Annotated in this window: 20 protein-coding genes; 8 read left to right on the top strand and 12 right to left on the bottom strand. The window is 67.3% G+C overall.

The window, feature by feature from the left end; all coding sequences use genetic code 11:
* Nucleotides 1-91 precede the first annotated feature (91 nt).
* Together ACTX90_RS17405 and ACTX90_RS17400 are read left to right on the top strand one after the other, a co-directional pair.
* On the top strand, nucleotides 92-994 hold the full coding sequence (locus ACTX90_RS17405; RefSeq protein WP_047120474.1) for an alpha/beta fold hydrolase: 903 nt from the start codon (nucleotides 92-94) through the stop codon (nucleotides 992-994).
* Nucleotides 991-2,046 (top strand): ferredoxin--NADP reductase, encoded by a 1,056-nt coding sequence (locus ACTX90_RS17400; RefSeq protein ID WP_047120473.1) that lies wholly within the window; start codon nucleotides 991-993, stop codon nucleotides 2,044-2,046. Before ACTX90_RS17405 ends, ACTX90_RS17400 begins: the two co-directional genes overlap by 4 nt.
* A 644-nt stretch (nucleotides 2,047-2,690) precedes the next feature.
* On the opposite strand, the gene ACTX90_RS17395 is transcribed toward ACTX90_RS17400, so the two are convergent.
* Together ACTX90_RS17395 and ACTX90_RS17390 are read right to left on the bottom strand one after the other, a co-directional pair.
* Nucleotides 2,691-2,963 (bottom strand): hypothetical protein, encoded by a 273-nt coding sequence (locus ACTX90_RS17395; protein ID WP_047120471.1) that lies wholly within the window; start codon nucleotides 2,961-2,963, stop codon nucleotides 2,691-2,693.
* Entirely contained in the window at nucleotides 2,963-4,003 is a 1,041-nt protein-coding gene (locus ACTX90_RS17390) for a 3-ketosteroid-9-alpha-monooxygenase, oxygenase component (protein WP_152666914.1), read from the bottom strand. The genes ACTX90_RS17395 and ACTX90_RS17390 overlap by 1 nt, the downstream gene beginning before the upstream one ends.
* Nucleotides 4,004-4,256: 253 nt before the next feature.
* On the opposite strand from ACTX90_RS17390, the gene ACTX90_RS17385 reads away from it, so the two are divergent.
* Nucleotides 4,257-5,813 (top strand): FAD-dependent oxidoreductase, encoded by a 1,557-nt coding sequence (locus ACTX90_RS17385; protein WP_443442578.1) that lies wholly within the window; start codon nucleotides 4,257-4,259, stop codon nucleotides 5,811-5,813.
* A 190-nt stretch (nucleotides 5,814-6,003) separates the two neighbouring features.
* On the opposite strand, the gene ACTX90_RS17380 is transcribed toward ACTX90_RS17385, so the two are convergent.
* From ACTX90_RS17380 to arsB, 5 genes are all read right to left on the bottom strand, one after another.
* A complete protein-coding gene (locus ACTX90_RS17380; protein WP_047120468.1) occupies nucleotides 6,004-6,684 on the bottom strand; it encodes an enoyl-CoA hydratase/isomerase family protein in 681 nt (226 codons plus the stop codon).
* Complete coding sequence (locus tag ACTX90_RS17375) at nucleotides 6,677-8,332, bottom strand: AMP-binding protein (protein ID WP_443442577.1); 1,656 nt, start codon at nucleotides 8,330-8,332, stop codon at nucleotides 6,677-6,679. Before ACTX90_RS17375 ends, ACTX90_RS17380 begins: the two co-directional genes overlap by 8 nt.
* 250 nt (nucleotides 8,333-8,582) lie before the next feature.
* On the bottom strand, nucleotides 8,583-10,007 hold the full coding sequence (locus tag ACTX90_RS17370; protein WP_443442576.1) for an FAD-dependent oxidoreductase: 1,425 nt from the start codon (nucleotides 10,005-10,007) through the stop codon (nucleotides 8,583-8,585).
* Between the two features lie 8 nt (nucleotides 10,008-10,015).
* The gene (locus ACTX90_RS17365; RefSeq protein ID WP_047120465.1) at nucleotides 10,016-10,423 is read right to left on the bottom strand and encodes an arsenate reductase ArsC; all 408 of its coding nucleotides are present in this window, start codon (nucleotides 10,421-10,423) and stop codon (nucleotides 10,016-10,018) included.
* 3 nt (nucleotides 10,424-10,426) lie between these two features.
* A complete protein-coding gene (gene arsB, locus ACTX90_RS17360) occupies nucleotides 10,427-11,422 on the bottom strand; it encodes an ACR3 family arsenite efflux transporter (protein ID WP_443444048.1) in 996 nt (331 codons plus the stop codon).
* A gap of 188 nt (nucleotides 11,423-11,610) precedes the next feature.
* Between arsB and ACTX90_RS17355 the strand changes: the two genes are divergently transcribed.
* Together ACTX90_RS17355 and ACTX90_RS17350 are read left to right on the top strand one after the other, a co-directional pair.
* Nucleotides 11,611-11,961, top strand: a complete 351-nt coding sequence (locus ACTX90_RS17355; protein WP_204676052.1) for an ArsR/SmtB family transcription factor — start codon at nucleotides 11,611-11,613, stop codon at nucleotides 11,959-11,961.
* 35 nt (nucleotides 11,962-11,996) lie between these two features.
* On the top strand, nucleotides 11,997-12,497 hold the full coding sequence (locus tag ACTX90_RS17350) for a GNAT family N-acetyltransferase (protein WP_443444047.1): 501 nt from the start codon (nucleotides 11,997-11,999) through the stop codon (nucleotides 12,495-12,497).
* Here the strand turns inward: ACTX90_RS17350 and ACTX90_RS17345 are convergent.
* Nucleotides 12,494-13,081, bottom strand: coding sequence for a TetR/AcrR family transcriptional regulator (locus ACTX90_RS17345; protein WP_204676051.1), 588 nt, complete (start codon nucleotides 13,079-13,081; stop codon nucleotides 12,494-12,496). The two genes, ACTX90_RS17350 and ACTX90_RS17345, sit on opposite strands and share 4 nt — an antisense overlap.
* Before the next feature lie 227 nt (nucleotides 13,082-13,308).
* Here ACTX90_RS17345 and ACTX90_RS17340 point away from each other — a divergent pair, with 227 nt between their 5' ends.
* Both ACTX90_RS17340 and ACTX90_RS17335 read left to right on the top strand, forming a co-directional pair.
* Nucleotides 13,309-14,289: an alpha/beta hydrolase gene (locus ACTX90_RS17340; RefSeq protein WP_113607354.1), complete on the top strand. Its 981-nt coding sequence runs from the start codon at nucleotides 13,309-13,311 to the stop codon at nucleotides 14,287-14,289.
* A 70-nt stretch (nucleotides 14,290-14,359) separates the two neighbouring features.
* Nucleotides 14,360-15,475: a PrpF domain-containing protein gene (locus ACTX90_RS17335; RefSeq protein ID WP_443442575.1), complete on the top strand. Its 1,116-nt coding sequence runs from the start codon at nucleotides 14,360-14,362 to the stop codon at nucleotides 15,473-15,475.
* Between the two features lie 40 nt (nucleotides 15,476-15,515).
* On the opposite strand, the gene ACTX90_RS17330 is transcribed toward ACTX90_RS17335, so the two are convergent.
* The 4 genes from ACTX90_RS17330 to ACTX90_RS17315 form a co-directional block, all read right to left on the bottom strand.
* A complete protein-coding gene (locus ACTX90_RS17330; protein ID WP_443442574.1) occupies nucleotides 15,516-16,775 on the bottom strand; it encodes an NADH:flavin oxidoreductase in 1,260 nt (419 codons plus the stop codon).
* A 123-nt stretch (nucleotides 16,776-16,898) separates the two neighbouring features.
* Complete coding sequence (locus ACTX90_RS17325) at nucleotides 16,899-17,177, bottom strand: hypothetical protein (protein ID WP_047120458.1); 279 nt, start codon at nucleotides 17,175-17,177, stop codon at nucleotides 16,899-16,901.
* An 85-nt stretch (nucleotides 17,178-17,262) separates the two neighbouring features.
* Nucleotides 17,263-18,450 (bottom strand): 3-ketosteroid-9-alpha-monooxygenase, oxygenase component, encoded by a 1,188-nt coding sequence (locus tag ACTX90_RS17320; protein WP_197413501.1) that lies wholly within the window; start codon nucleotides 18,448-18,450, stop codon nucleotides 17,263-17,265.
* A gap of 132 nt (nucleotides 18,451-18,582) precedes the next feature.
* A complete protein-coding gene (locus tag ACTX90_RS17315) occupies nucleotides 18,583-19,341 on the bottom strand; it encodes an SDR family NAD(P)-dependent oxidoreductase (RefSeq protein ID WP_113607357.1) in 759 nt (252 codons plus the stop codon).
* A gap of 287 nt (nucleotides 19,342-19,628) precedes the next feature.
* Here ACTX90_RS17315 and ACTX90_RS17310 point away from each other — a divergent pair, with 287 nt between their 5' ends.
* Nucleotides 19,629-21,095, top strand: a complete 1,467-nt coding sequence (locus ACTX90_RS17310; protein ID WP_443442573.1) for an MFS transporter — start codon at nucleotides 19,629-19,631, stop codon at nucleotides 21,093-21,095.
* Nucleotides 21,096-21,226 lie beyond the last annotated feature (131 nt).

The raw sequence follows: 21,226 nt of genomic DNA, 5'->3' as shown, positions 1-21,226 counted from the left end.
GGTCATCGGGATCCGCCCTGTTTTGGCTCGCTCCACCGCAATAAGGTTCACCAAAGACCAATTTGTATCCGCAGATCGAGGAGCCAATCAGATGACTACGGAACTTCGCAATGCGCCGGGCGGATCGCCTGCAGCCGGCGCCGACGCAATCCTGCGTGAACTGCCCACCGAGCAGGGAACGCTGCGCTACTGGGAAGCCGGCCAGGGCCGCCCCCTGGTGTTCCTGCATGGATCGGGACCGGGCGTCAGCGGATGGCAGAACTTCGGCGACGTGCTGCCGGCCTTCGCCGAGCACTTCCACTGCTACGTGATTGAATTCCCGGGCTTCGGCGTCAGTGACCCCACCGACAAGCACCCCATGCCGGCGGCCAGCCAGGCGGTCATCGACCTGCTGGACGGGCTGGGCCTGGACAAGGTCGACATCATCGGCAACTCCATGGGCGGCATGGTCGGCACCCTGTTCTCCATGAGCCACCCCGAGCGCGTGCGCCGCCTGGTGACCGTGGGCGGCCTGGGCCTGAATGCCTTCGCGCCGTTCCCCGCCGAGGGAATCAACCTGCTGATCGCCTTCACCGAGGACCCGACCCGCGAGCGGCTGATCCAGTGGCTGCGCTCCATGGTGTTCGACGAGGAAACCGTCACCGAGGAACTGATCGAGAAGCGCTGGGCCCTGGCCACCGAGCCGAAGACCTTGGAAAGCGCGCGCCGCATGTACAGCTCCGCCGCCATGAAGGCGCAGATCGCCGCCCAGGCCGAATCCGATGATCCGCCGGCATGGTCCATGCTGCACAAGGTCAAGGCCAAGACCTTGATCCTGTGGGGCCGCGATGACCGCGTCACCCCGATGGACGCCTCGCTGATCCCGATGCGCACCATCCCGGACGTGGAACTGCACGTGTTCCCGAAGTGCGGGCACTGGGCCATGATCGAGCAGAAGGCCGCCTTCGAAAGCGTTGTCGTTGAATTCCTGAACCGTGAGGAGAGCACGTCATGACCAGCATCGTCAGCACCCCGCGGATCACCGCGCTGCAAACCCGCGTCGTCGAGGTCATCAAGGAAACCCACGACGCCCACACCCTGGTGCTGGAGCCTGCGGCCGAGCAGGCCGACAGCTTCCGCTACCGCCCGGGCCAGTTCCTGACCCTGCGCATCCCCAGCGACCGCGACCAGGACGCCGCGCGCTGCTATTCGCTGTGCAGCTCCCCGGAGCAGGACGAACGCCTGAAGGTCACCATCAAGCGCACTCGCGACGGGTACGCCTCGAACTGGATCTGTGACAACGTGGAAGCCGGCCACGTGCTTGAGGTGCTCAAGCCTGCCGGAACCTTCGTCCCGTCCTCCCTGGACACCGACTTCCTGCTGTTCGCTGCAGGCAGCGGCGTGACCCCGGTGCTCTCCATCCTGAAGTCCGCGCTGATCGCCGGCACCGGGTCGATCACCCTGATCTACGCAAACCGCGACGAGCAGAACGTGATCTTCAAGGACGAGCTGGTCGCGCTGACCAAGGCCTACTCGGGCCGCCTGCACGTGATCCACTGGCTGGAGAGCGTCCAGGGCATCCCTGACCTCGCCTCGATGACCGCGCTGGCCAAGCCCTACGCGCAGCGCGAAGCGTTCATCTGCGGCCCGGGCCCGTTCATGGACTGCATCGAGACAGTGCTGCAGAACCTGGGCGCCGCCCCGGAGCGCATCCACATCGAGCGCTTCAACTCGCTGGAGGCGAACCCGTTCGCCCCGGTGGATCCGCTGGTGGTGGATGCCGATGGCGAAACGGCCGAGGTCGAGGTGGAACTGGATGGCAAGACCAGCAACGTTGCCTGGCCTGCCGGCAACAAGCTGCTCGACGTCCTGCTCAACGCGGGAATCGACGCCCCGTTCTCCTGCCGCGAGGGCGCCTGCAGCGCTTGCACCTGCATCGTGCTGGAAGGCGAAGTGGAGATGGAGCGCAACGAGGTGCTCGAACCGCAGGACCTGGAAGAGGGCCTGATCCTGGCCTGCCAGGCCAAGGCGCTGAGCCCGAAGGTGAAGATCACCTACGAAGGCTAGAACCACCATCAGATGCCCCGCCAATGGCGGGGCATCTGCTGTTTTTGGCTGAAATTCTTCTATCGGGATTCCCGCAACATTCCCCGCTGTTGTGCAGGGCATGCAAGTGGAGGGTTCCAATGACCTCGATGCCCCACGCGCTGTATGCGGTCGAAAAGAAGATTCGTGATGATGCCGGGACCCTCGGGGGTCGCATCGACACCGCAGGGTTTGACCGTGAGGAGCGGAAAGTTCGGGATGAGGGGCTTCGCGGCATAAAACTCGACGTTGCGCGGGCATCTGCAAGGAATGTCGTCGCTCGCGCCCAATTCTTGAACTCCACCCTCTCGGCCCGGGAAACAGCCGAGCTGCTTGGCCTGGCCGCGGTTAGGCGCTGCAGCGCAGCCGGGGCTCTCCTACGTGATGGCGCCACTCCCGGTGGGAATCCATCCGCAGGCAACCGAAGGGTTCTTCACATCGGAGAATACGGAACTGGTGGCAGGAGGGCAGCGCTGCACTCCGGCGCAGTGGCTCGCCAGGGGAGGGAACCGCGACCCGTCGCCAGGCAGAAGGCGGCACTGGAGCTGGTGGTATGACTTCGGGCTACAGTGAGCCCGCAGGCGCAGGCCGGGGCATCCCCCGGCAACCGCGGCAGCCGGGCCCGGTCAGGAAGCCGCGGCCCGATCTGCGAGCTTGAGGTGGCCTTGCACCGTCTCATCGCGCACCGCCGCGCGCAGGGTCTCGCAGCCCACGAACTGGTCACGCGGCAGGTTGCCCGTAGAGCGGGCGGGGCGCTCGCGGCACAGGTCCAGCGCCTCGTCGTTCCACTGGACGCTGGTCTGCTCCCACGCGCTCTTGCGCACCTGAACCTTGGCCAGGCATTCGATGCAGCGCACCTGCTGCACTGCGGCGTCTTTTTCTTGCTCGAGGTTCGACATTACGCCAGCTGCTTTCCGTTGACTCGGCGGAGGATCAGGTTGCGGGCCGAGGACCTGGTCCACAGGTCCATCGGCATGGTGGTGTCCACCTCGTATTCGAAGCGCTCGGTCATCTGCGGGGAGACATCCTGCTCGTCGACGAAGAACTGGGAATACCAGCGGTGCAGTGCCGCGACGGGGCTGCTAGCCCCGCGTGCGGCCCGGCAGCCCGTTGCGGCTGCGTCGTCCAGCTGCGCGCGCACGGCCCCGGTGATGGAGCGCAGGATCTGCGTGGCGTGCCCGGCGGCGGCGGTCTTCAATTCAGGGGCCGGAGGCTGCTCGGTGCGGACCATAACCCCGGTCATCAGCACCAGGTGCTGTTCATCGATGGGGTAGTGCGCGGTGAGCACGATGGCATCGAGATTGCGGTCTTCCATCACATAGTCCAGCTGCGCAATCATGACGGCCGGCCCGTAGTAGCTGGCCACCGAGTCCGCCAGCTGGATCGCCGCGGCGTTGGGCGCCGGATCCTTCAGCTGGTAGCTGTGGTGCAGCGGCCCCTCGAAGTACTGGGTGGCCAGCTGTCCTTCGAAAACGTTCTTGAAGTACAGCTGCTCGCCCTTGGTGACGTGGGGCGAATCGGCCAGATGCACCACGTGCTCCATGACCTGGCCGGTGCTGGCGGCCAGGGTGGTTTCCTTCCACGCCCAAGCCGACCATTCAAGGTCCTCGTCATCCTCCGCGCCAGTACCGCTGCGCAGGCGGGGGATCGCCAGGTTCTGCGGCGGCGGATTGCCCTGCGGGTCGTGCCACACGTAGAACAGGCCGTCCTGCTCAAGGCAGGAAAGCTCCTGCGGGGACTGTTCGGTCTCCAGCCGGGCCGCCAACTGGTCTTGGCCATCGGCCTGCACCCGCAGGGTTGCGCCGAAGGCGGCGAGGCGGTGCGCGCCGCCGTCGCGGAATCTGTGGGACAGGCCAAGGCAGTGCCAGCCTCGCGCGTAGCGCGCGGGAACAGCGTTCGGCGGCTGATCGCCAAGCGGCTGCGGATCGACCCGAACCATGTGCATCCCATTCCTTCGTCACACCTGACCTGGAGACGCTCCTCCGGAGACCTGGTCCCGGAGAAGGCGTAAATCTATATCTAGCCATAAATTTCCGTTTTGGAAACGGTGAATCCCGGTGTGCGGGACGTCACAAAAACCGCCGGCTTGGGTTTGTCCCGAATTGTCCTACTGGATGGGATGCGCCATCCGCGCATCCTGCCGGGTCTGATTGGGTAGCGCTCACACCCATGTGGACGACAAAGGAGAAACTATGTCCAACAATCAGGTTTGGGACGATGAATACGAGGTCGTAGTTGTCGGCTCCGGCGCTGCGGCCTTGGCCGGCGCCTACACGGCGGCACGGCGCGGCCTGAAGACCCTGCTCGTGGAAAAGACCAACCTTCTGGGTGGGGCCTCGGCCTACTCCGGCGCCTCCTGCTGGCTGCCGGGCACCCAAGTGCAGCAGCGCGCGGATGTCGAGGACTCCGGCGAGTCCGCCAAGGCCTACCTGCAGGCCGTCATGGGTGACCACGAGGTTGAACGCCGCGAGGCGTTTGTGGACACCGCCCCGGAACTGGTTGAATTCTTCGAGTCGGATCCTGCCATCGAGTTCTACTGGACCGCATTCCCGGACTACTTCAACGCCCATGAGAGCAAGCCGCTGGGCCGCTCCATGATGCCGGTGGACCTGCCGCGCGAGGAAATCGGCGAGCTCGCCGATCTGGTGCGTCCGCTGGTCGAATACGACCGCTACAACCAGCCGCATCCCGACGGACCGCTGACCGCAGGCCAGGCGCTGATTGGCCGCCTGCTGCTGGCGCTGACCAACACCGGCAACGGCACCATCCAGCTGGAGACCGAACTGGTGGACGTGGTCTCCGAGGACGGCCGCGTGACCGGCGCGATCGTCAAGAACGCCGAGGGCACCCGCCGCATCCGCGCCACCGAGGGCGTCATCCTGGGTGCCGGCGGCTTCGAGGCCAATCAGGACCTGCGCACGTTGAACGGCACCCCGGGCAACTCCGGCTGGACCATGGCCCCCGCCGGCGCCAACACCGGCACCGCCATCCGCGCCGGCCAGAAGGCCGGCGGCGTGGTTGAGCAGCTGCACCAGGCCTGGTGGTGCCCGGGCGCGGCGCAGCCCAAGGGCAATGCGGCCTTCGCGCTGGGCTTCCGCGGCGGCGTGTGGCTGGACGCCAACGGCCAGCGCTTCGCCAACGAATGCCTGCCGTACGACCAGATGGGCCGCGTGCTGGCCGCCGCGCCGGAGCGCATCCCGTCCTGGTTCATCTTCGACTCGCGCTTCGGCGGCGAACTGCCGGGCATTATGCGCCCGTTCAACACCACCCCGCAGGAGCACCTGGACTCCGGCACCTGGGTCAAGGCAGACACCCTCGACGAGCTGGCGGCGGCCACCGGCCTACCGGCCGACGCGCTGCAGGCCAGCATCGAGCGCTTCAACGGCTTCACCGTCACCGGCGTGGATGAGGACTTCCACCGCGGCGAGAACCCCTACGACCAGTTCTTCGCCGACCCGGCCTACGGCCCGGGCCCGACCCTGATCCCGGTCGACCAGGCGCCGTTCTACGCGGCCCGCATGGTCCTGAGCGATCTGGGCACCAAGGGCGGCCTGCGCACCGACGTGGACGCCCGCGTGCTGCGCGAGGACGGCACCGCCGTCGAGGGCCTGTACGCGGTGGGCAATACCAGCGCTTCCTTCTCCGGCGGCTTCTACCCGGGTCCGGGCACCCCGCTGGGTTCGGGCATGGTCTTCGCCTACCGCGCGGCCCAGACCCTGAAGGCTCCGGTCCAGGCGCAGGTCGGCTAGCCTCCGGAACCGTGCAGCATGAGGGCCGGGGCCGGCGGGAACAGCATGGTGTTCCCGCCGGCCCCGGCCTTCGGCATGCCTGTCGAATGCGCCACCTGGCCGGTGCAACGGCGGCGGGCGCACCAACGAAGAGGGCCGGAATCCCTGTGGATTCCGGTCCTCCTCGCGCCCGTTCAGGCGGCTGGCTGCGTTAGCCCGCCAGCGCTCCGGCGGGGCGGTGCCCACGTTCCAGCGCGGACGCCGCGTCGGCGTACATGATTTCCTTGACGGCGCCCAGCGTCTGGGGGTGGGCCGGTACGTGGGCGGAGGCCAGCTGGACAGCTCGTTCGACAAGCTGATCCACCGGTACTGCCTCGTCCACCAGTCCGGCGGCCGCGGCCTGGTCGCCGTCGAAGCGGCGCCCGGTCAGCATGGCGTCGCGCGCCTGCGCCGCGCTGAGCTTGGACTGCACCAGGGCGGCCATGCCTTCGGTGAAGGCGATGCCGATGTTCACTTCGGGGAAGCAGAAGAAGCCGCGCTCGGTGCGCATCACCCGGTAGTCGTGGGCCATGGCCAGCAGCGCCCCGCCGCCGAAGGCGTGGCCGTTGACGGCCGCCGCGGTGGGCATGGGCAGCGTCAGCACGCGCCGGTACACCGCCTGCAGCTGGCGGACGTAGTCCGGGTCGAGTTCCACCGGGCCCTCGGCCTCGGCCACGTCCAGGCCGTTGGAATAGAACTTTCCCGTGCCGGTGGTCACCAGCGAGGTGGCCGGTGAGGCGAGGACCTCATCGAGCAGGTCGTTGACTTCCTGCAGCCAGATGACGCCCTGGCGGTTCTGATCCGCACCCAGATCCAGCACGGCGGTGGTGCCAATGAGTCGCAAGCTAGGCACGGGCACCTGCCGAGGCCGGTGCGAGCGGGCGGATGCTGCGCTTGAGGATCTTGCCGGCCGCGTTGCGCGGCAGCTGGGCGGTGATTTCCACGCTGCGCGGCACCTTGTAGTTGGCCAGCCATTTGCGGCAGTGGGTGATCACGTCCTGCTCGGTGAGCTGCGAGCCCGGCAGCACCTCGACCACCGCGTGCGCGACCTCGCCCATGCGGTCGTCGGGCTGGGGGAGCACTGCGCAGGCGGAGACCCCGTCCAGCGATCCGATGGTGTTCTCCACCTCGGCCGGGTAGACGTTGAACCCGCCTACGGTGAACATGTCCTTGATGCGGTCCACGATGCTCAGGTAGCCGTCCTCGTTGAGCTTGCCCATGTCCCCGGTGTGCAGCCAGCCATCGGCGTCGATGGCCTTGGCGGTGGCTTCCGGGTCGTTCAGGTAGCCGAGCATGACGTTCTCGCCGCGGACCAGGACTTCGCCGGCGGTGCCCGCCGGGACGTTGCGTCCGGCGGTGTCCACGACACGCACCTCGAAGCCGGCGGTGGGCCGGCCTGCGGTGCTGGTGACGGTGTGCGCGCTGTCGCCCGGACGGCACATGGTGACCACCACGGCCTCGCTCAGCCCGTAGGCGGTGGTCAGCTGCTGGACCCTGGCCTCGGTGCGCAGGCGCTCAAGCAGCCGGTCCGGGACCATGGCGGAGCCGAGCACGGCCAGGCGCCAGTTGGTTTCCTCGGCGGCAGGGAAGTTCGGGTGGTCGAGGATCGACTGGTGGATGGTCGGGGCGCCGGGGATCACGCTGATCTTCTCCTCGCGCAGCAGGCGGACCGTTTCATCCAGGTCGAAGGTCGCCATGGGGTAGATGGCCGCGCCGGTGGCCAGGCAGACCAGGATGCCGACCTTGTAGCCGAAGGTGTGGGAGAACGGGCTGACCACCAGGTAGCGGTCCTCTTCGGTGATCTGCGCGTGGTCGGCCCAGGCGTAGCTGACGCCCAGGGACTGGCGGTGCGCGGAAATGACGCCCTTGCTGCGCCCGGTGGTGCCGGAGGTGAAGATGACATCCGCGATGTCCTCCGCGGTAACCTGCGCGGCGCGTTCGGCCACCAGGGCCGGGTCCGCGCCGAGGCCGGCCGCCAGGAAGTCGTCCCAGCCGGACAGCGGGAGCACCGCGGTGTCCACCGGGGCGCCGGACTCCCCAGCTGGCAGGCTGACAAGGGTTTTCAGCTTCGGCAGGCCCGGGACCACGTGGGCCTCGTCGGTGTAGCCGAGCTGTGCGGCGCCCTCGACGAGCAGCCGGGTGTAGGAGGTGTCCAGGAAGCCTTCGGCCACGAACAGGACCCGGGCCTCGGCCCGGGAGAGGATCTGGTGCGCCTCGATGCCGCGGTAGCGCGAGTTCAGCGGAACCATGGCCGCTCCCACGCTGGTGGCCGCGAGCGCGGCGATCACCCAGCGTGCGGTGTTCGGCGCCCAGATGGCGACCTTGTCCCCGTGCTTCACGCCGCTGGCGATCAGCGCCGCGGAGGTCCGGCGGACCTGCTCGGCCAGCTCGGCGAAGCTCAGGCGCACCGGCCCGTCGACCAGTGCTTCCCGGTCGGTGAAATGCTCGGCGGCGTAGGCCACCAGGGCGGGGATGGTTTGCGGTTGCTCATGGCTCTGCATGCACGTGGCTCCCTTGTCTTTTCGCAGCACCGTCCTCAACTGTTGGGACGCTCTGTATTGGCGTAATCCAGCTGGAACTTCACCCCGGGCAAGCCTGTCGGGGCGTGCGCGGGGGAAATAGTTTGAGGCTACTGAGGTTGGGAATGCAACGCGGGAGCTGTCCCGGTGGGCGGGAGTCGGGCAAACCGCGGTCCGGCTGTGCAAGCAATGCCGGCCGATGGTTCATCCAGCGGAGCTTCGGAGAGCGGACCTACTTCACCAGGCCCTTGTTTCCGTGGAGGGTGCCGGTCGGGAAACCCAAGGTGACCGGTTGCGGCGACGCGCAGCAGGATTCGGGCTCCGGCTGGCCAGTTTCGCAGCCCGAGGCGTCCTGGGCCGGGGCATCGCAGGATCCGCCGAGATCCGTGGAGCAGACCCCGGTCTCCGGCAAGGAGAGCTGGACGCTCGCGGCGGCCTGCAGGTCGCCGGCCAGATGGGCGGCGATGGACCGGATTTGTTCGTAGCCGGTGGCCATCAGGAAGGTCGGGGCGCGGCCGTAGCTCTTCATGCCGGCAATGTAGAAGTTCGGCTCCGGGTGGGACAGCACGCGCTCCCCGTGCGCGCTGACGGTGCCGCAGCTGTGGAACTCCGGATCGATCAGCGGCCCGAGTTCGCGCGGGGCTTCCACCGCGGGGTCCATCTCCAGGCGCAGCTCGGAGAGGATCGACAGATCCGGGCGGAAGCCGGTGGCCGGAACGATGTAGTCCACGTGCAGTTCCCGCCCGTCGGCGCCCACGACCAGGGTGCGCTCGCCGTTTTCCAGGCGCACGATGGAGAGGTTTTCAATGAGGTCGACCTGCCCGGTATCGACCAGGCGGCGCAGGCTGGTGCCCAGCTGCCCGCGGGCCGGGAGCTGGTCCGCCGCGCCTCCGCCGTAGAGCTTGACCGGGTTGGCGGTTCCGCGCAGTCCCCACATGATCTTCGTGTCCGCCTGGGCGCTCTTCAGCCGGCCCAAGGAAATCAGGGTGTTCGCCGCCGAATGCCCGGCGCCGAGCACCAGCAGCGTTTTGCCTGCGAAGGCGTCCCGGTCCGCGCCCAGCGGATCGGGCAGCGGCGAGGTGATGGCGCCGCGGGAGCGGGCTTCTGCCTCGCCCGGGGCTTCGAGCCCCGCGCGTCCGACGGGATTGGGGGTATTCCAGGTGCCGGAGGCGTCGATCACCGCACGGGCGGTGACGTCACGGATGCCTTCGGGGGACTGGGTGCGGACAAGGAACAGCGCCTGGTCGCGACCTGCCGTGCGGGTCTTGTCCAGGCCGATCCCGTCGTCTAAGACGCGCGAAACGCCGATGACGCGGTGCAGATAGCGGATCGAGGGTGCCAGGGCGGGGTGCGCGGCCAGCGGCAACAGATAGTGCTCCACCAGTTCGCCGCCGGTGGGCAGGGAGGTTTCCCGCGGCATGTCCCAGTCGCCCAGGCAGCTTCCCGCCGGTGTTTCCAGCAGCCGCCGGGCGGCCGCGTCGACATTGAATTTCCACGGGGAGAACAGCTTGATGTGCGCCCATTCATGCATGGACGCCCCGGCAGCTTCGCCTGCTTCGAGGACCAGGAACTGCTCTCCGCGCTCGCTGAGGTGCGCGGCGGCGGCCAGTCCGATGGGACCTGCGCCAATGATCACGATGGGATGGCTGTTGTTCACGGGGGTTCCTAACGCTGTGGGAGAAGTTCGCTGATGAGATGTTCGATGCGGGTGCGGATCTCGTCGCGGATCTTGCGCACCGGCTCGATGCCCTGGCCTGCTGGATCATCCAGCGTCCAGTCCTCGTAGCGTTTGCCGGGGAAGATGGGGCAGGTGTCCCCGCAGCCCATGGTGATGACGACGTCGGAGGCCTGCACGGCCGCCGTAGTGAGGATCTTCGGGGTTTGGGAGGAAAGGTCGATGCCCTCTTCCTGCATGGCCTGGACGGCGGCCGGGTTCACCTGGTCGGCCGGGGCCGAACCTGCCGAGCGGACTTCGATCCGGCCTTCGGCCAGGTGCTGCAGGTAGGCGGCGGCCATTTGGGAGCGTCCCGCGTTGTGGACGCAGACGAACAGCACCGAGGGCTTGGTATTCATGGGTCAGCCTTTCAGCGGCGAAGATGCGGCGGGGAAGAATTTGCGCGACCAGAGCGCCACGTAGACCAGCGCCACGAGGATCGGCACCTCGATCAGCGGGCCGACCACCCCGGCCAGGGCCTGGCCGCTGGTGGCGCCGAAGGTGGCGATGGCGACCGCAATGGCCAGCTCGAAGTTGTTGCCGGCGGCGGTGAAGGCCAGGGTGGTGGTGCGCTCGTAGCCCAGCTTCAGGGCGCGTCCGATCAGCATCCCGGCGCCGAACACCACAACGAAGTAGATCAGCAGCGGCAGGGCCATGCGGGCCACGTCCCAGGGGTTGCTGATGATCGCGTCCCCCTGCAGCGCGAAGAGCAGCACGATGGTGAACAGCAGCCCGTACAGCGCCCACGGGCCGATCTTGGGAAGGAAGGCGCCCTCGTACCAGTCGCGGCCCTTGGCCCTTTCGCCCACGGTGCGGGTGAGGAATCCGGCCAGCAGCGGGATGCCCAGGAACACCAGGACCGAGAGCGTGATCGCGCCGACGGAGAACTCCGCGCTGGTGGTCGGCAGGCCCAGCCAGGCGGGGAGGACCTGCAGGTAGAACCAGCCCAGGACGCCGAAGGCCACCACCTGGAAGATCGCGTTGACCGCAACGAGCACGGCGGCGGCCTCGCGGTCGCCGCAGGCCAGGTCGTTCCAGATCATCACCATGGCGATGCAGCGGGCCAGCCCCACGATGATCAGTCCCGTGCGGTATTCGGGCAGGTCGGGGAGGAACAGCCAGGCCAGCAGGAACATGAAGGCCGGGGCCAGCAGCCAGTTGAGCACCAGCGAGGTGATCATCAGCTTCTTGTCGGCCAGCACGCGCCCGGTTTCGTTGTAGCGGACCTTGGCGAGGACCGGGTACATCATGACCAGCAGTCCCAGCGCGATGGGCAGCGAGACGCCGGCGACCTGGATGGAATCCACGATCTGGCCGAGCTGCGGGACCAGCCGGCCCAGGCCGAGACCCAGGGCCATGGCCAGCAGTATCCAGACCGCCAGGTAGCGGTCCAGGGTGGAGAGCTTCCCCGGAGCCCGGCGCGCAGCGGGAGTTGTCGTTGGTGGCACGAAGCATCCTTAGGCAATATTGATGTTCATCGATATAGGTTTCCGGTTCGAGTATGATGACTTATATCGAAGAATGTCAATTTAGGTAGGTGCTCCAGATGACGGCAACCCCGGTGGCGGACGACGCCGCGAGCGCGGCCTGCTGTTCCGCCTGTGCCGCGCCGGCGCTGGCCGAAGCCGGGGCACGCGAGGCCGCGCGGCTGCTGAAGGCGATTGCCGACCCGAACCGTCTGCGGCTGCTGTCCATCGTCAAGCACGGGCCCGCGGACGGCACCTGCGTGTGCGATCTGACCGAACCGCTGCAGCTGGGCCAGCCCACGGTCTCGCACCACCTGAAGATCCTGGTTGATTCCGGGCTGCTCGCCCGCGAGAAGCGCGGGACCTGGGCCTATTACACCCTGGTTCCGGGGTCGTTGGACAAGGCCGCCGCGCTGATCTCGGAGCTTTGAGCGTGACGCCGCCCGCCGGTGTTCAGCTGCGCCCGATGGCCGCTGGGCAGTGGCCGGGGGTGGAACGCATCTACCGCCAGGGCGTCGCCGGCGGGCTGGCCACCTTCGAGAGCGCCGTCCCTTCCTGGGAGGACTTCTCGGCGCGAAAAATTGCACAGCTGGGCCTGGTCGCGGTCGACCGGGACGGTGCCGTGATCGGGTGGATTGCCGCGTCGCCGGTGTCCGCACGCTGGGCCTATCGCGGCGTGATCGAGCATTCGGTATACGTCGACGCCGCGCAGGCGGGCCGGGGCGTGGGCACCGCCCTGCTCGGAGCGCTGGGCGCCCGGGCCCGGGCGCGGGGTTATTGGACGATCCAGTGCGCCATCTTCGCGGAGAACCACGCGAGCAGGGCGCTGCACCGCAAGGCGGGATTCCGCGAAGTGGGCTGCCGGGAGCGCATTGCCCAGGCGCCGGCAGGCCCGCTGGCGGGCCAGTGGATCGACACGGTCCTGTACGAGCTGCGCCTGGAGCCGGGCGCAGCAGCGGAAACCTAGGCCACGATTCCGTCGAGGAACAGCGCGCTGCAGTCCTTGGTCAGCTGGTCCAGCGTGTACTTCTTGGACGGGGAGAACCAGCGGGCGGTCAGCCACAGGGCGTCGCGGATCAGGCGGTGCACCACGTGGGCATCCAGGTCCTTCTTGAACACGCCGGAGGCGATGCCCTGCTCGATGACTTCCACCCAGAGCTTGGCGATGTCGCTGCTGATGGCGCGCGCACCGGTGGACTTGGGCAGCTTCTGGATGTACGCGACCTCGTTCTGGTAGATCTGCGTGGCGTACGGGAAGTCGCGGATGATTTCCAGGGTGATGCGGATCAGCTGGTTCAGCGCCTCGCGCGGTTCGGTGCCCGAATCGGTGACGCTGCGGTAGCGGCCCTGCAGCTCCTCGAGGAACTCGGTCAGGATCTCCTCGACCATTTCGTCCTTGGAAGCGAAGTGGTGGTAGAGGCTGCCCGAAAGCATGCCCACCGAGGCGGAGATTTCGCGCACCGAGGTGCCGCCGATGCCCTGCTCGGCGAAGAGCCGGGCAGCGTTGTCGAGGATGACAGTCCGTCGGGCCGGGGCGGTCTTTTCAGCCATATGTCGCTCTTTCGCAGAAGGTGCAGGTGTAGGAGGTTCCGGGTATTCACCGCGCGCCGGGCGCTGCGGAGTCGAATTCCATCCTAACAACTAACCAAGCGCTCGTTATTGGCGCGGGGCGCGTCCCGGCCACCGGGATGCACCGCTCGGCCCGCCATGGCGCCGGGATGTAATGGTGGGCGGCGCGAAGTAACCGCCGTCGATTTCTTTCCCCGAAGGAGCAGCCCATGAGGAACTGGACCCACCACTACGCCCGGATCAACGGCATCCAGATGCACTACGTGGAAGAAGGCCAGGGCCCGCTGGTGCTGCTGCTGCACGGTTTCCCGCACACCTGGTTCAGCTGGCGGCACCAGATCACCGCGCTCGCCGAGGCCGGCTACCGCGTGGTGGCTCCGGATCTGCGCGGCATGGGCCAGACCGAGGCGCCCGAAGAGCTTGCGGCGTACCGGGCCGATGTCATCACCGCGGACCTGGTGGGCCTGCTGGACCACCTGGGGGAGGAACAAGCGGTGGTCTCCGGCATCGACTACGGCATGTTCGCCGCCTACGACCTGGCCGCCGAACACCCCGAACGGGTGCGCGCGCTGATCGGCCTGCAATACGCCGGCCTGCCGCACTACGACGCGCTGCCTTCGCTCACCGAAATCGAGCGCGGCAAGGAAGCCTTCAACCACATGGCCTACTACCACGTGGACCCGCAGGGCGCCCGAGCCGACTACGACGCGAACCCGCGCGAGATCATCGCCAAGATCTTCCACGTGCTGTCCACCGACGGCGACTTCGGCGCGGTGTACGCCAACCCGCCGGGAACCCCCTACCGCCAGGCGCTGCCGCAGCCGCCGGCCCTGCCCTGGTCCTGGCTGGATGAATGGGAACTGGAAACCTATGTCAGCGACTTCTCCCGCAGCGGTTTCGGCGGCGGCATCAATTGGTACCGGGTGGCGGATTTGAACTGGGAATACCGCAATGCCCGCGCCGCCGGACGCACCAATGTCCCGTACTACTTCCTGGGCTCGGAGACCGACCTGCAGCTGGCCGAACAGTACGGCGACGGCATCCAGGCGCAGCTCGACGCACAGCACGAGGACGTGCGCTCGGTGCAGACCGTGCCCGGGGGCGGCTACCTGATCGCCATGGAGCGCGCAGCGCAGGTCACCGACAAGTTCCTTGAATTCCTGCACGACATGGACCGGGTGAACGCCTGAGGCTGAAGCGCACCTAGAATTGCCGCAGGGGCCGCATTGCGGTCTGCGAGGACGGCAATGAGGAGTTTGCGTGCAGTGGATTGAGGCGGCATTCGTCCGCGGCGGAACCAGCAAGGGCCTGTTTTTCGCTCAGGACTGGCTTCCGGAGGATGAATCCGACCGGAACCGGGTCTTCGCCGAGGCGCTGGGCTCCCCGGACCGCTTCGGCCGCCAGTTGGACGGCCTGGGCGGCGGGATCTCCTCGCTGTCCAAGGTCATGGTGGTTTCCCGCTCGCAGCGCGAGGGTGTGGACCTGGACTACACCTTCGGGCAGGTCGCGGTGGATACCGGGAAGACCGACTACGCCGGGAACTGCGGCAACCTGTCCTCCGGTGTGGTTCCCTTCGCCCTGGAAGCAGGGCTGGTCAAAGCCCGGGACGGTCGGCGGGAATTCACGCTATATAACACGAATACCGCGAAAATCGTCCGGGTGGTCCTCACTGTCATCGAAGGGCGCGCCGCGGTAGGCGGCGAGCTGTCGCTGCCCGGGGTGCACGGCACCGCCGCGCCCATTGAACTGCGCTACCCCGACCCGGCGGGAAGCCGCAGCGCGGGGTTGCTGCCCACCGGCAACCCGGTGGACACGCTGCGCGTCGCGGGGCACGATTACCCGGTCACCCTGGTCGACGCCGCGCTGCCCACGGTGGTGATCGAGGCGTCCCGGCTGGGCCTGGAAGGCACCGAAAGCCCGGAGCAGATCGACGCAAACAAGCCCGTGATGGAACTGCTGGAGCAGATCCGCCGGGCCGGCGCGGCGGCCATGGGGCTGTGCGCAACGCCGGAGGAAGCCGCGCTGGTGATGCCGAAGATCGTGCTCGCCTCGGCCCCGGCTCCCGCGACGCTGCTGGACGGGACGCTGAGCGATGCCGCGGAGTCGGACCTGGTGATCCGGGTGATTTCCATGGGGCAGACGCACAAGGCGGTTCCGGGCACCGGGGCCATGTGCCTGGCGGCCGCGGCGCAGGTTACCGGCAGCATCCCCGCCGCGCTGGCCGGCGCCCGGCAGGGCGAAGCCATCCGTCTGGGCACGCCGTCCGGCTCGGTGTCCGCCGCCGCGCATTTCGACAGCGCCGGAACGCTGGAGCACACCTCGCTGCTGCGCACCGCGAGGGTCTTGATGAAGGGCTTCGTGCAGCTGCCGCGGTAGGAATGCCGCGGCAGCCGCACGATGCTCTCGGAGCGGACGGTTAGCCGACGCTGCTCAGCGGCAGCAGCCGCTCGCGGTCCGCCGCGTACGGCGAGTCGGCTTCCGGCAGCGCACCGTGGTGGCTGCTCGGCTCCATGACGCAGTGCGTGCGCCCGTAGACCGTGTACATGCACTTGTTGCAGTGGATGCAGCGGCTGGTGACCGTGGAATCCTCGCGGATGCGGTTGACCAAGTCGGGCTCGCGTAGCAACCCGCGGCCCATGGCCACGAAGTCGAAGCCCTCGCGCATGCCGGTGTCGATGTGCTCGCGGTTGTTGATGCCGCCGAGCAGGATCAGCTTGGTGTGCCTCATGACCGGCACGAATTGGCGCGCCGCGTCCAGCATGTACAGGTCCTTGTACGGGAAGCTGCCCAGGGCGAACTTGCCGAACAGCCGCACGCCGGTTTTCATCGGTTCCTTCACCACCGCCGCGAAGTCAGAGACCGGCACGTCGCCGCGGAACAGGTACATCTGACGGATGATCGAGGACCCCTGGGTCAGCTCGATCGCGTCAAGGTTGCGGTCCTCGTCCAGCAGCTGCGCGGTGCGGATCGAGTCGTTCAGCCAGATGCTGCCCGGCAGCCCGTCGTCCATGCTGATCTTGGCGATGACCGCGATCTTGTCCCCGACCTCCGCACGCACGCGCTGGGCGATCTCGCGCACGAAGCGCGAACGGTTCTCGATGCTGCCGCCGTATTCGTCCTTGCGGCGGTTCAGCAGCGGGGAGAGGAAGGAGCTGGGCAGGTAGTTGTGCCCGAAGTGCAGCTCCACGGCGTCGAAGCCGGCTTCCACCGCGATCCGGGCGGCCGCCCCGAATTGCTCGATGACCATGGCGATTTCCTCGCGGCGGATGGCGCGGCAGTATTCCATGGAGGAGGGGTTCACGAACTTGCTCGGTCCCATGGAGGTCACGCCGGTGATCTTCTTGGAGGCGACCATGCCCGCGTGGCCCAGCTGCGCGGAGATCGCACCGCCCTCGGCGTGGATCGCGTCGGTGAGCCGCTTGAGCCCTGGCAGCGACTTCTCGCTCATCAGGATCTGGCCCGGCGCCGAGGCGCCCTCGGGGGAGACGCAGCAGTAGGCCACCGTGGTCATGCCCGCGCCGCCGCGGATGAAGTCCAGGTGGAAGTCGATCAGGTCGTCGGTGACCAGGCCCTTGGGGGAGCGCCCCTCGGAGGTGGCGGCCTTGATGATGCGGTTGCGCAGCGTCACCGGGCCCAGGGTGACCGGGGCGAACGGATCGGGAATTGTCGTGGTCATGCTCATCCTTTTCGCGGCACGAGGCCGGGTGGTGGGATAGGGGATAACAAACAGAGACAAGGGGCCCCCACCATGGTGCGGACCGTGGTGGGAGCCCCTTTGCCGGGTGCGCCGCCGAAATTCCTAGAGGGCGTCGGCGACAAGCGCGTCGCCGATGACCGGCTCCACGCGGGACTTGATAGGCAGGCGGCCCTCGCGCACCGCGTCATCGATGCTCTGGCTCAATGACGAGCAGCTCAGTGCGGTGGTGCCGCACACGCTGTCCCGGGCATCGGCCGTGGCTTCGGCGAAGCGGGGGCACGAGGTCGCCGCATCGCTGACCCACTGCACACTGGTGTGCGGGATGCTGAACTTCTCCACCAGGACGGCGGTCCCGCACTGCTGGCAATCGATCTGTTTCATGAGGTGCTCCTCGCTGGCCCGTTTCCGGGCCGATAGTACTTTTCCCCTGCATCGATGCGCCGGGTGCGTGGTTAGTCGGTAAAGGCTAGGCCTTGGCCTTGGTTGGATCCTGTTCCGGAACGATGCCCTTGGCCACGTTTTCAGCGACCTCGACCTTCCAGGTTTCCAGTGCCTTGGTGGTGTCCACTTCGAACTCGAAGCGGGCGACCATGTCCTCGGTGATGTCCTCGACATCCACGAAGAACTGCTCGTACCAGCGGCGCAGCTGGTAGACCGGGCCGTCTTCGGCGGTCAGCAGCGGGTTCTCGATGCGGGTCTTGTGCTTCCAGATCTCCACGTCCTGCTTGAACTGGGTCTCGACGCCTTCGGTGAACATGTCGGCCATGGCGTTGGCCTGCTCCTGGGTGACGCCGTCGATGGTGTGCACCGAGGTGCCGAACATCAGCACGAACGAGTCCTGCGAGATCGGGTAGTGGCAGTTGACCAGCTTGGTTTCAACGGTGGTGTCGCCGGCAACGGTGTACACGGTGTCCAGCATGAAGGACGGGCCGTAGTAGGCGGCGTCGGAGATGGTCTCCGAGTCAGGCATGTCCAGCTGCACGCCGGTGTGGATGTCGTCGCGGCCGGTCGAGCGCATGTGCTGCGCGGCGACGTGGCCCTCGAAGATGTTCTTGAAGTACTGCGGCATCTGGTAGTGCACGTAGAAGAAGTGCGCCATGTCCACCACGTTGTCCACGATCTCGCGGCAGTTCGAGCCCTCGACCAGGAAGGTGTTCCAGGACCAGTCGCTCCACTCGTCGGTGCCGAAGCCCGGAATCTCCGGGATGGTCACGTCAGCCGGAGGAGGGTTGCCCTGCGGGTCGTTCCAGACGAACAGCAGGCCGTTGACCTCCATGGTTTCCCAGGCGGCGGTGCGGGCGCGCAGCGGCACGCGCTGTGCGTACGGCACGTCCTTGCACTTGCCGTCGCCGCCCCAGCGCCAGTCGTGGAACGGGCACGAGATCTCGTCGCCCTTGATTTCACCCTTGGACAGGTCGCCACCCATGTGGCGGCAGTAGGCGTCCAGCACGTTGAGCTTGCCCTTGGTGTCGGCCCAGATGACGACCTTGGTGCCGAAGACCTTGATGGTGTGCGGCTTGCCGTCGCGGAAGTCCTTGGAGCGGCCCAGGCAGTGCCAGCCGCGGGCGAAGCGGGTCGGGTTGCTGCCCGCGTCGATCAGGCGGACTTCGTCGAACTGCTCGGAATCGGTGATTTCGGTCATGTCAATGGACATGGCTTCTCCTTTGCGTTGGTGTGGTGCCGGCGATCCGTAAGGTGCCGCCGAAGGGTAGCTGCGCACCGATGGCAGGGCCATCATCGGTGAAGGCCTGTTTGGTGCAGCGAGCTGGGGGTCTTGCAGGGTTGCTCAGCGCATGAGCACTTGCCCGCCGTCCACCGGCAGGGAATGCCCGGTGATGTAGCGGGAGTTTTCCGAGCAGAGGAACACGACCGCCGGGCCGATGTCCTTCTCGGTGTCACCCATGCGCCCCAGCGGAATCGTCGCGATGTACTCGCGGGCTTCCTCCGGGTTGATGCGCTCCCAATGCTCAAGGGAGGGCGAGGTGGCCAGCGGAAGAATTGCGTTGACCCGGATGCCGTCGGCTGCCCATTCGCAGGCGGCCGTGCGAGTCAGCACGCGGATCGCTTCCTTGGCGGCCGCGTAGCCGCCGTAGCCGGTCGGGTTCCACCGCACGCCCGCGGCCGAACCCAGGTTCACGATGGCGCCGTCATTGCCCTGCATATGCGGGTGGCAGGCGCGCATCAAGCGCCAGGTGGCCAGCGGGCCGGATTCCATGCCGCGCAGGTAGTCCTGCTCCGCCAGGTCCAGCAGCTGTCCGTGCACGGTGGTCTGCGCGTTGTTGACCAGGATGGACAGGGAGCCGAAATGCTCCACCACGTCCCCGACCAGCTTTTCAATCTGTTCCGGGTCGATGACGTCGCACGTGAACGCATGGGCGTCTCCGCCTTCCGCGCGGATCTGGGCGGCCGTGTCTTCCACCTTCTGCGCGGTGCGTCCGGCGAGCGCTACCCGCGCTCCTTCGAACGCCAATGCGCGGGCGATGCCGCGGCCTACGCCCTGCCCCGCTCCGGTGATCAAAGCCACCCGGCCGTCGAGTACACCCATGCCTGCTCCTATTCGTTGCCAACGCTTCAGCACTCAGTGTGCCAAGCGGATGTGACGAGGATCTCCTCTTATCCCACTGTCTGGGACTTTGCGCGGAGCGGTTTTCGGATCGGCAACATACTGATTTCACGCTCGCGCAGGGCGGCCGGCATCCGGCCCCCGATCCACGCAGTTAACTGCGTCGCGCAGGACGCTTGGCGATCCGCGCACTCCCGGGAAGGAAGCCCCGGGAACCACCGATGCACCGCGGGCGTACATCACTCACACCGCACAGAAAAGGAAGCGCCATGGCGTCCTCCGGGCAGCATGCCTCACCGAAAACGGCCAAGTTCCCTGGCTACGCGAAAATTGTCAGCGTCCTGCTGGTCGCCGAATTCGTCGGCACCTTTGAATCAGCGATGATCTTCATCGCGCTGCCCAGCATGATGCACGAGTTCAACGTCGACGCAGCCGCCATCGGCTGGGCCGCGACGGCCTTCCTGCTGGTGGCCGCCGCCTCCGCCGCGGTCTGCGGACGACTGGGCGACATGTACGGGCGCAAGAAGCTGCTGGCGATCGTGCTGGCGATCTCCGTGGTCGGCTCGATTATCAGCTTCACCTTCGGTTCGCTGGAAGGCGTGATCCTGGGCCGTGCGCTGCAGGGCGTGGCCGGGGCGACGCTGCCGCTGTGCCTGGGCCTGGCCCGCCAGGAACTGCCCAAGGAAAGGGTGCCGAACGTGATCGCGCTGATCGCCGGGTCCTCGTTCCTGGCCGGCGCCGGCGGCAACCTGATTGCCGGCGTGCTGCTGCAACTGGGCAACTGGAAGGCGCTGTTCATCGTTTCCGGCGCCATGGGACTGATCGCCGCGCTGATGGTCATCACCATGCTGAAGACCTCCCCGGTGGCCCGCGGCGAAGCCCGCGGCATCGACTACGTCGGCGGCCTGCTCTTCGCGCCGGCCGTGGCCCTGGTGCTCTACGGCCTGACCAACGCCAGCGCCTGGGGCGTATTCAGCGGACGGACCCTGAGCTTCGTGCTCGGCGGCCTGGCAGTGGCGGCCCTCTGGGTCGCGTGGGAGCTGCGCGTTTCCAACCCGATGATCAACCTGCGCCTGCTCAAGGCCAACAAGATGGCCTTGACCCAGCTGTGCACCGCGGTGCTGGGCATCGGCCCGCTGGTGGCGGTGGGCATCCTGACCCCGCTGATCCTGCTGGCCCCGGCCACCGACCCGGCCGGCCTGGGCGTCTCGCCTGCCGTGGGCGGCCTGATCATCTTCAGCGCCGCGACGCTCAGCTTCGTCGGCTCCCCGTTCAGCGGCAAGGTCGCCGCGGCCGTGGGCGCCCGGCGTGCGCTGCTGATCGGCATCGTGATCAGCTTTATTGGCTACTCGATGATGTTCTGGGCCGACAACAACCTGCTGACCTTCATCATCAACACCTACGTGATCTCCATCGGCGTCATGTTCTCCTACACCGCGTTCCCGAACCTGGTCGCCGAATCGGTGCCGCTGGAGAACACCAGCGAGGGCATGGGCATCAACACGGTGACCCGCACGATCTTCATGGCCGTGGGCACCACGGTGCTGACCGTCGCGCTGGCCTCCTCCACCGTGGAGGGAACCATGGTCTCCACCGAGTCAGCGTTCAACACCGCCTACATCATCATCTGCGCTTCCTGCGTGATCGGCTTCCTGCTGGCGCTACGCATCAAGGATGCGCCGCGCACCGACGCCGCGGATCCGCAGGATTCCACCCTGAGCGTCCAGGGACGCTAGGCCCCGCGCGCAGCGGGTCCGGCACCACCCGGACCCGCCATATTCCACCCGCCCCGGCTTGCTCGACGTATCGACCGGTCCGGGGCGGGGACCCGTCCGCCGGTGGCGCATCCCAAATATCGCGCGCCGTT

The organism is Glutamicibacter soli (assembly GCF_052322135.1).
GTDB lineage: Bacteria > Actinomycetota > Actinomycetes > Actinomycetales > Micrococcaceae > Glutamicibacter > Glutamicibacter soli.
The sequence above is the reverse complement of the archived record's forward strand: the minus strand, read 5'-3'. Positions and strand labels throughout refer to the sequence as shown.

Bases quoted from the DNA above. Each gene is read 5' to 3' on its own strand.
- ACTX90_RS17405 (WP_047120474.1), top strand. From the start codon at position 92: ATGACTACGGAACTTCGCAATGCGCCGGGCGGATCGCCTGCAGCCGGC.
- ACTX90_RS17400 (WP_047120473.1), top strand. From the start codon at position 991: ATGACCAGCATCGTCAGCACCCCGCGGATCACCGCGCTGCAAACCCGC.
- ACTX90_RS17395 (WP_047120471.1), bottom strand. From the start codon at position 2,963: ATGTCGAACCTCGAGCAAGAAAAAGACGCCGCAGTGCAGCAGGTGCGC.
- ACTX90_RS17390 (WP_152666914.1), bottom strand. From the start codon at position 4,003: ATGGTTCGGGTCGATCCGCAGCCGCTTGGCGATCAGCCGCCGAACGCT.
- ACTX90_RS17385 (WP_443442578.1), top strand. From the start codon at position 4,257: ATGTCCAACAATCAGGTTTGGGACGATGAATACGAGGTCGTAGTTGTC.
- ACTX90_RS17375 (WP_443442577.1), bottom strand. From the start codon at position 8,332: ATGCAGAGCCATGAGCAACCGCAAACCATCCCCGCCCTGGTGGCCTAC.
- ACTX90_RS17365 (WP_047120465.1), bottom strand. From the start codon at position 10,423: ATGAATACCAAGCCCTCGGTGCTGTTCGTCTGCGTCCACAACGCGGGA.
- arsB (WP_443444048.1), bottom strand. From the start codon at position 11,422: ATGGCCCTGGGTCTCGGCCTGGGCCGGCTGGTCCCGCAGCTCGGCCAG.
- ACTX90_RS17355 (WP_204676052.1), top strand. From the start codon at position 11,611: ATGACGGCAACCCCGGTGGCGGACGACGCCGCGAGCGCGGCCTGCTGT.
- ACTX90_RS17350 (WP_443444047.1), top strand. From the start codon at position 11,997: ATGGCCGCTGGGCAGTGGCCGGGGGTGGAACGCATCTACCGCCAGGGC.
- ACTX90_RS17345 (WP_204676051.1), bottom strand. From the start codon at position 13,081: ATGGCTGAAAAGACCGCCCCGGCCCGACGGACTGTCATCCTCGACAAC.
- ACTX90_RS17340 (WP_113607354.1), top strand. From the start codon at position 13,309: ATGAGGAACTGGACCCACCACTACGCCCGGATCAACGGCATCCAGATG.
- ACTX90_RS17330 (WP_443442574.1), bottom strand. From the start codon at position 16,775: ATGACCACGACAATTCCCGATCCGTTCGCCCCGGTCACCCTGGGCCCG.
- ACTX90_RS17325 (WP_047120458.1), bottom strand. From the start codon at position 17,177: ATGAAACAGATCGATTGCCAGCAGTGCGGGACCGCCGTCCTGGTGGAG.
- ACTX90_RS17320 (WP_197413501.1), bottom strand. From the start codon at position 18,450: ATGTCCATTGACATGACCGAAATCACCGATTCCGAGCAGTTCGACGAA.
- ACTX90_RS17315 (WP_113607357.1), bottom strand. From the start codon at position 19,341: ATGGGTGTACTCGACGGCCGGGTGGCTTTGATCACCGGAGCGGGGCAG.
- ACTX90_RS17310 (WP_443442573.1), top strand. From the start codon at position 19,629: ATGGCGTCCTCCGGGCAGCATGCCTCACCGAAAACGGCCAAGTTCCCT.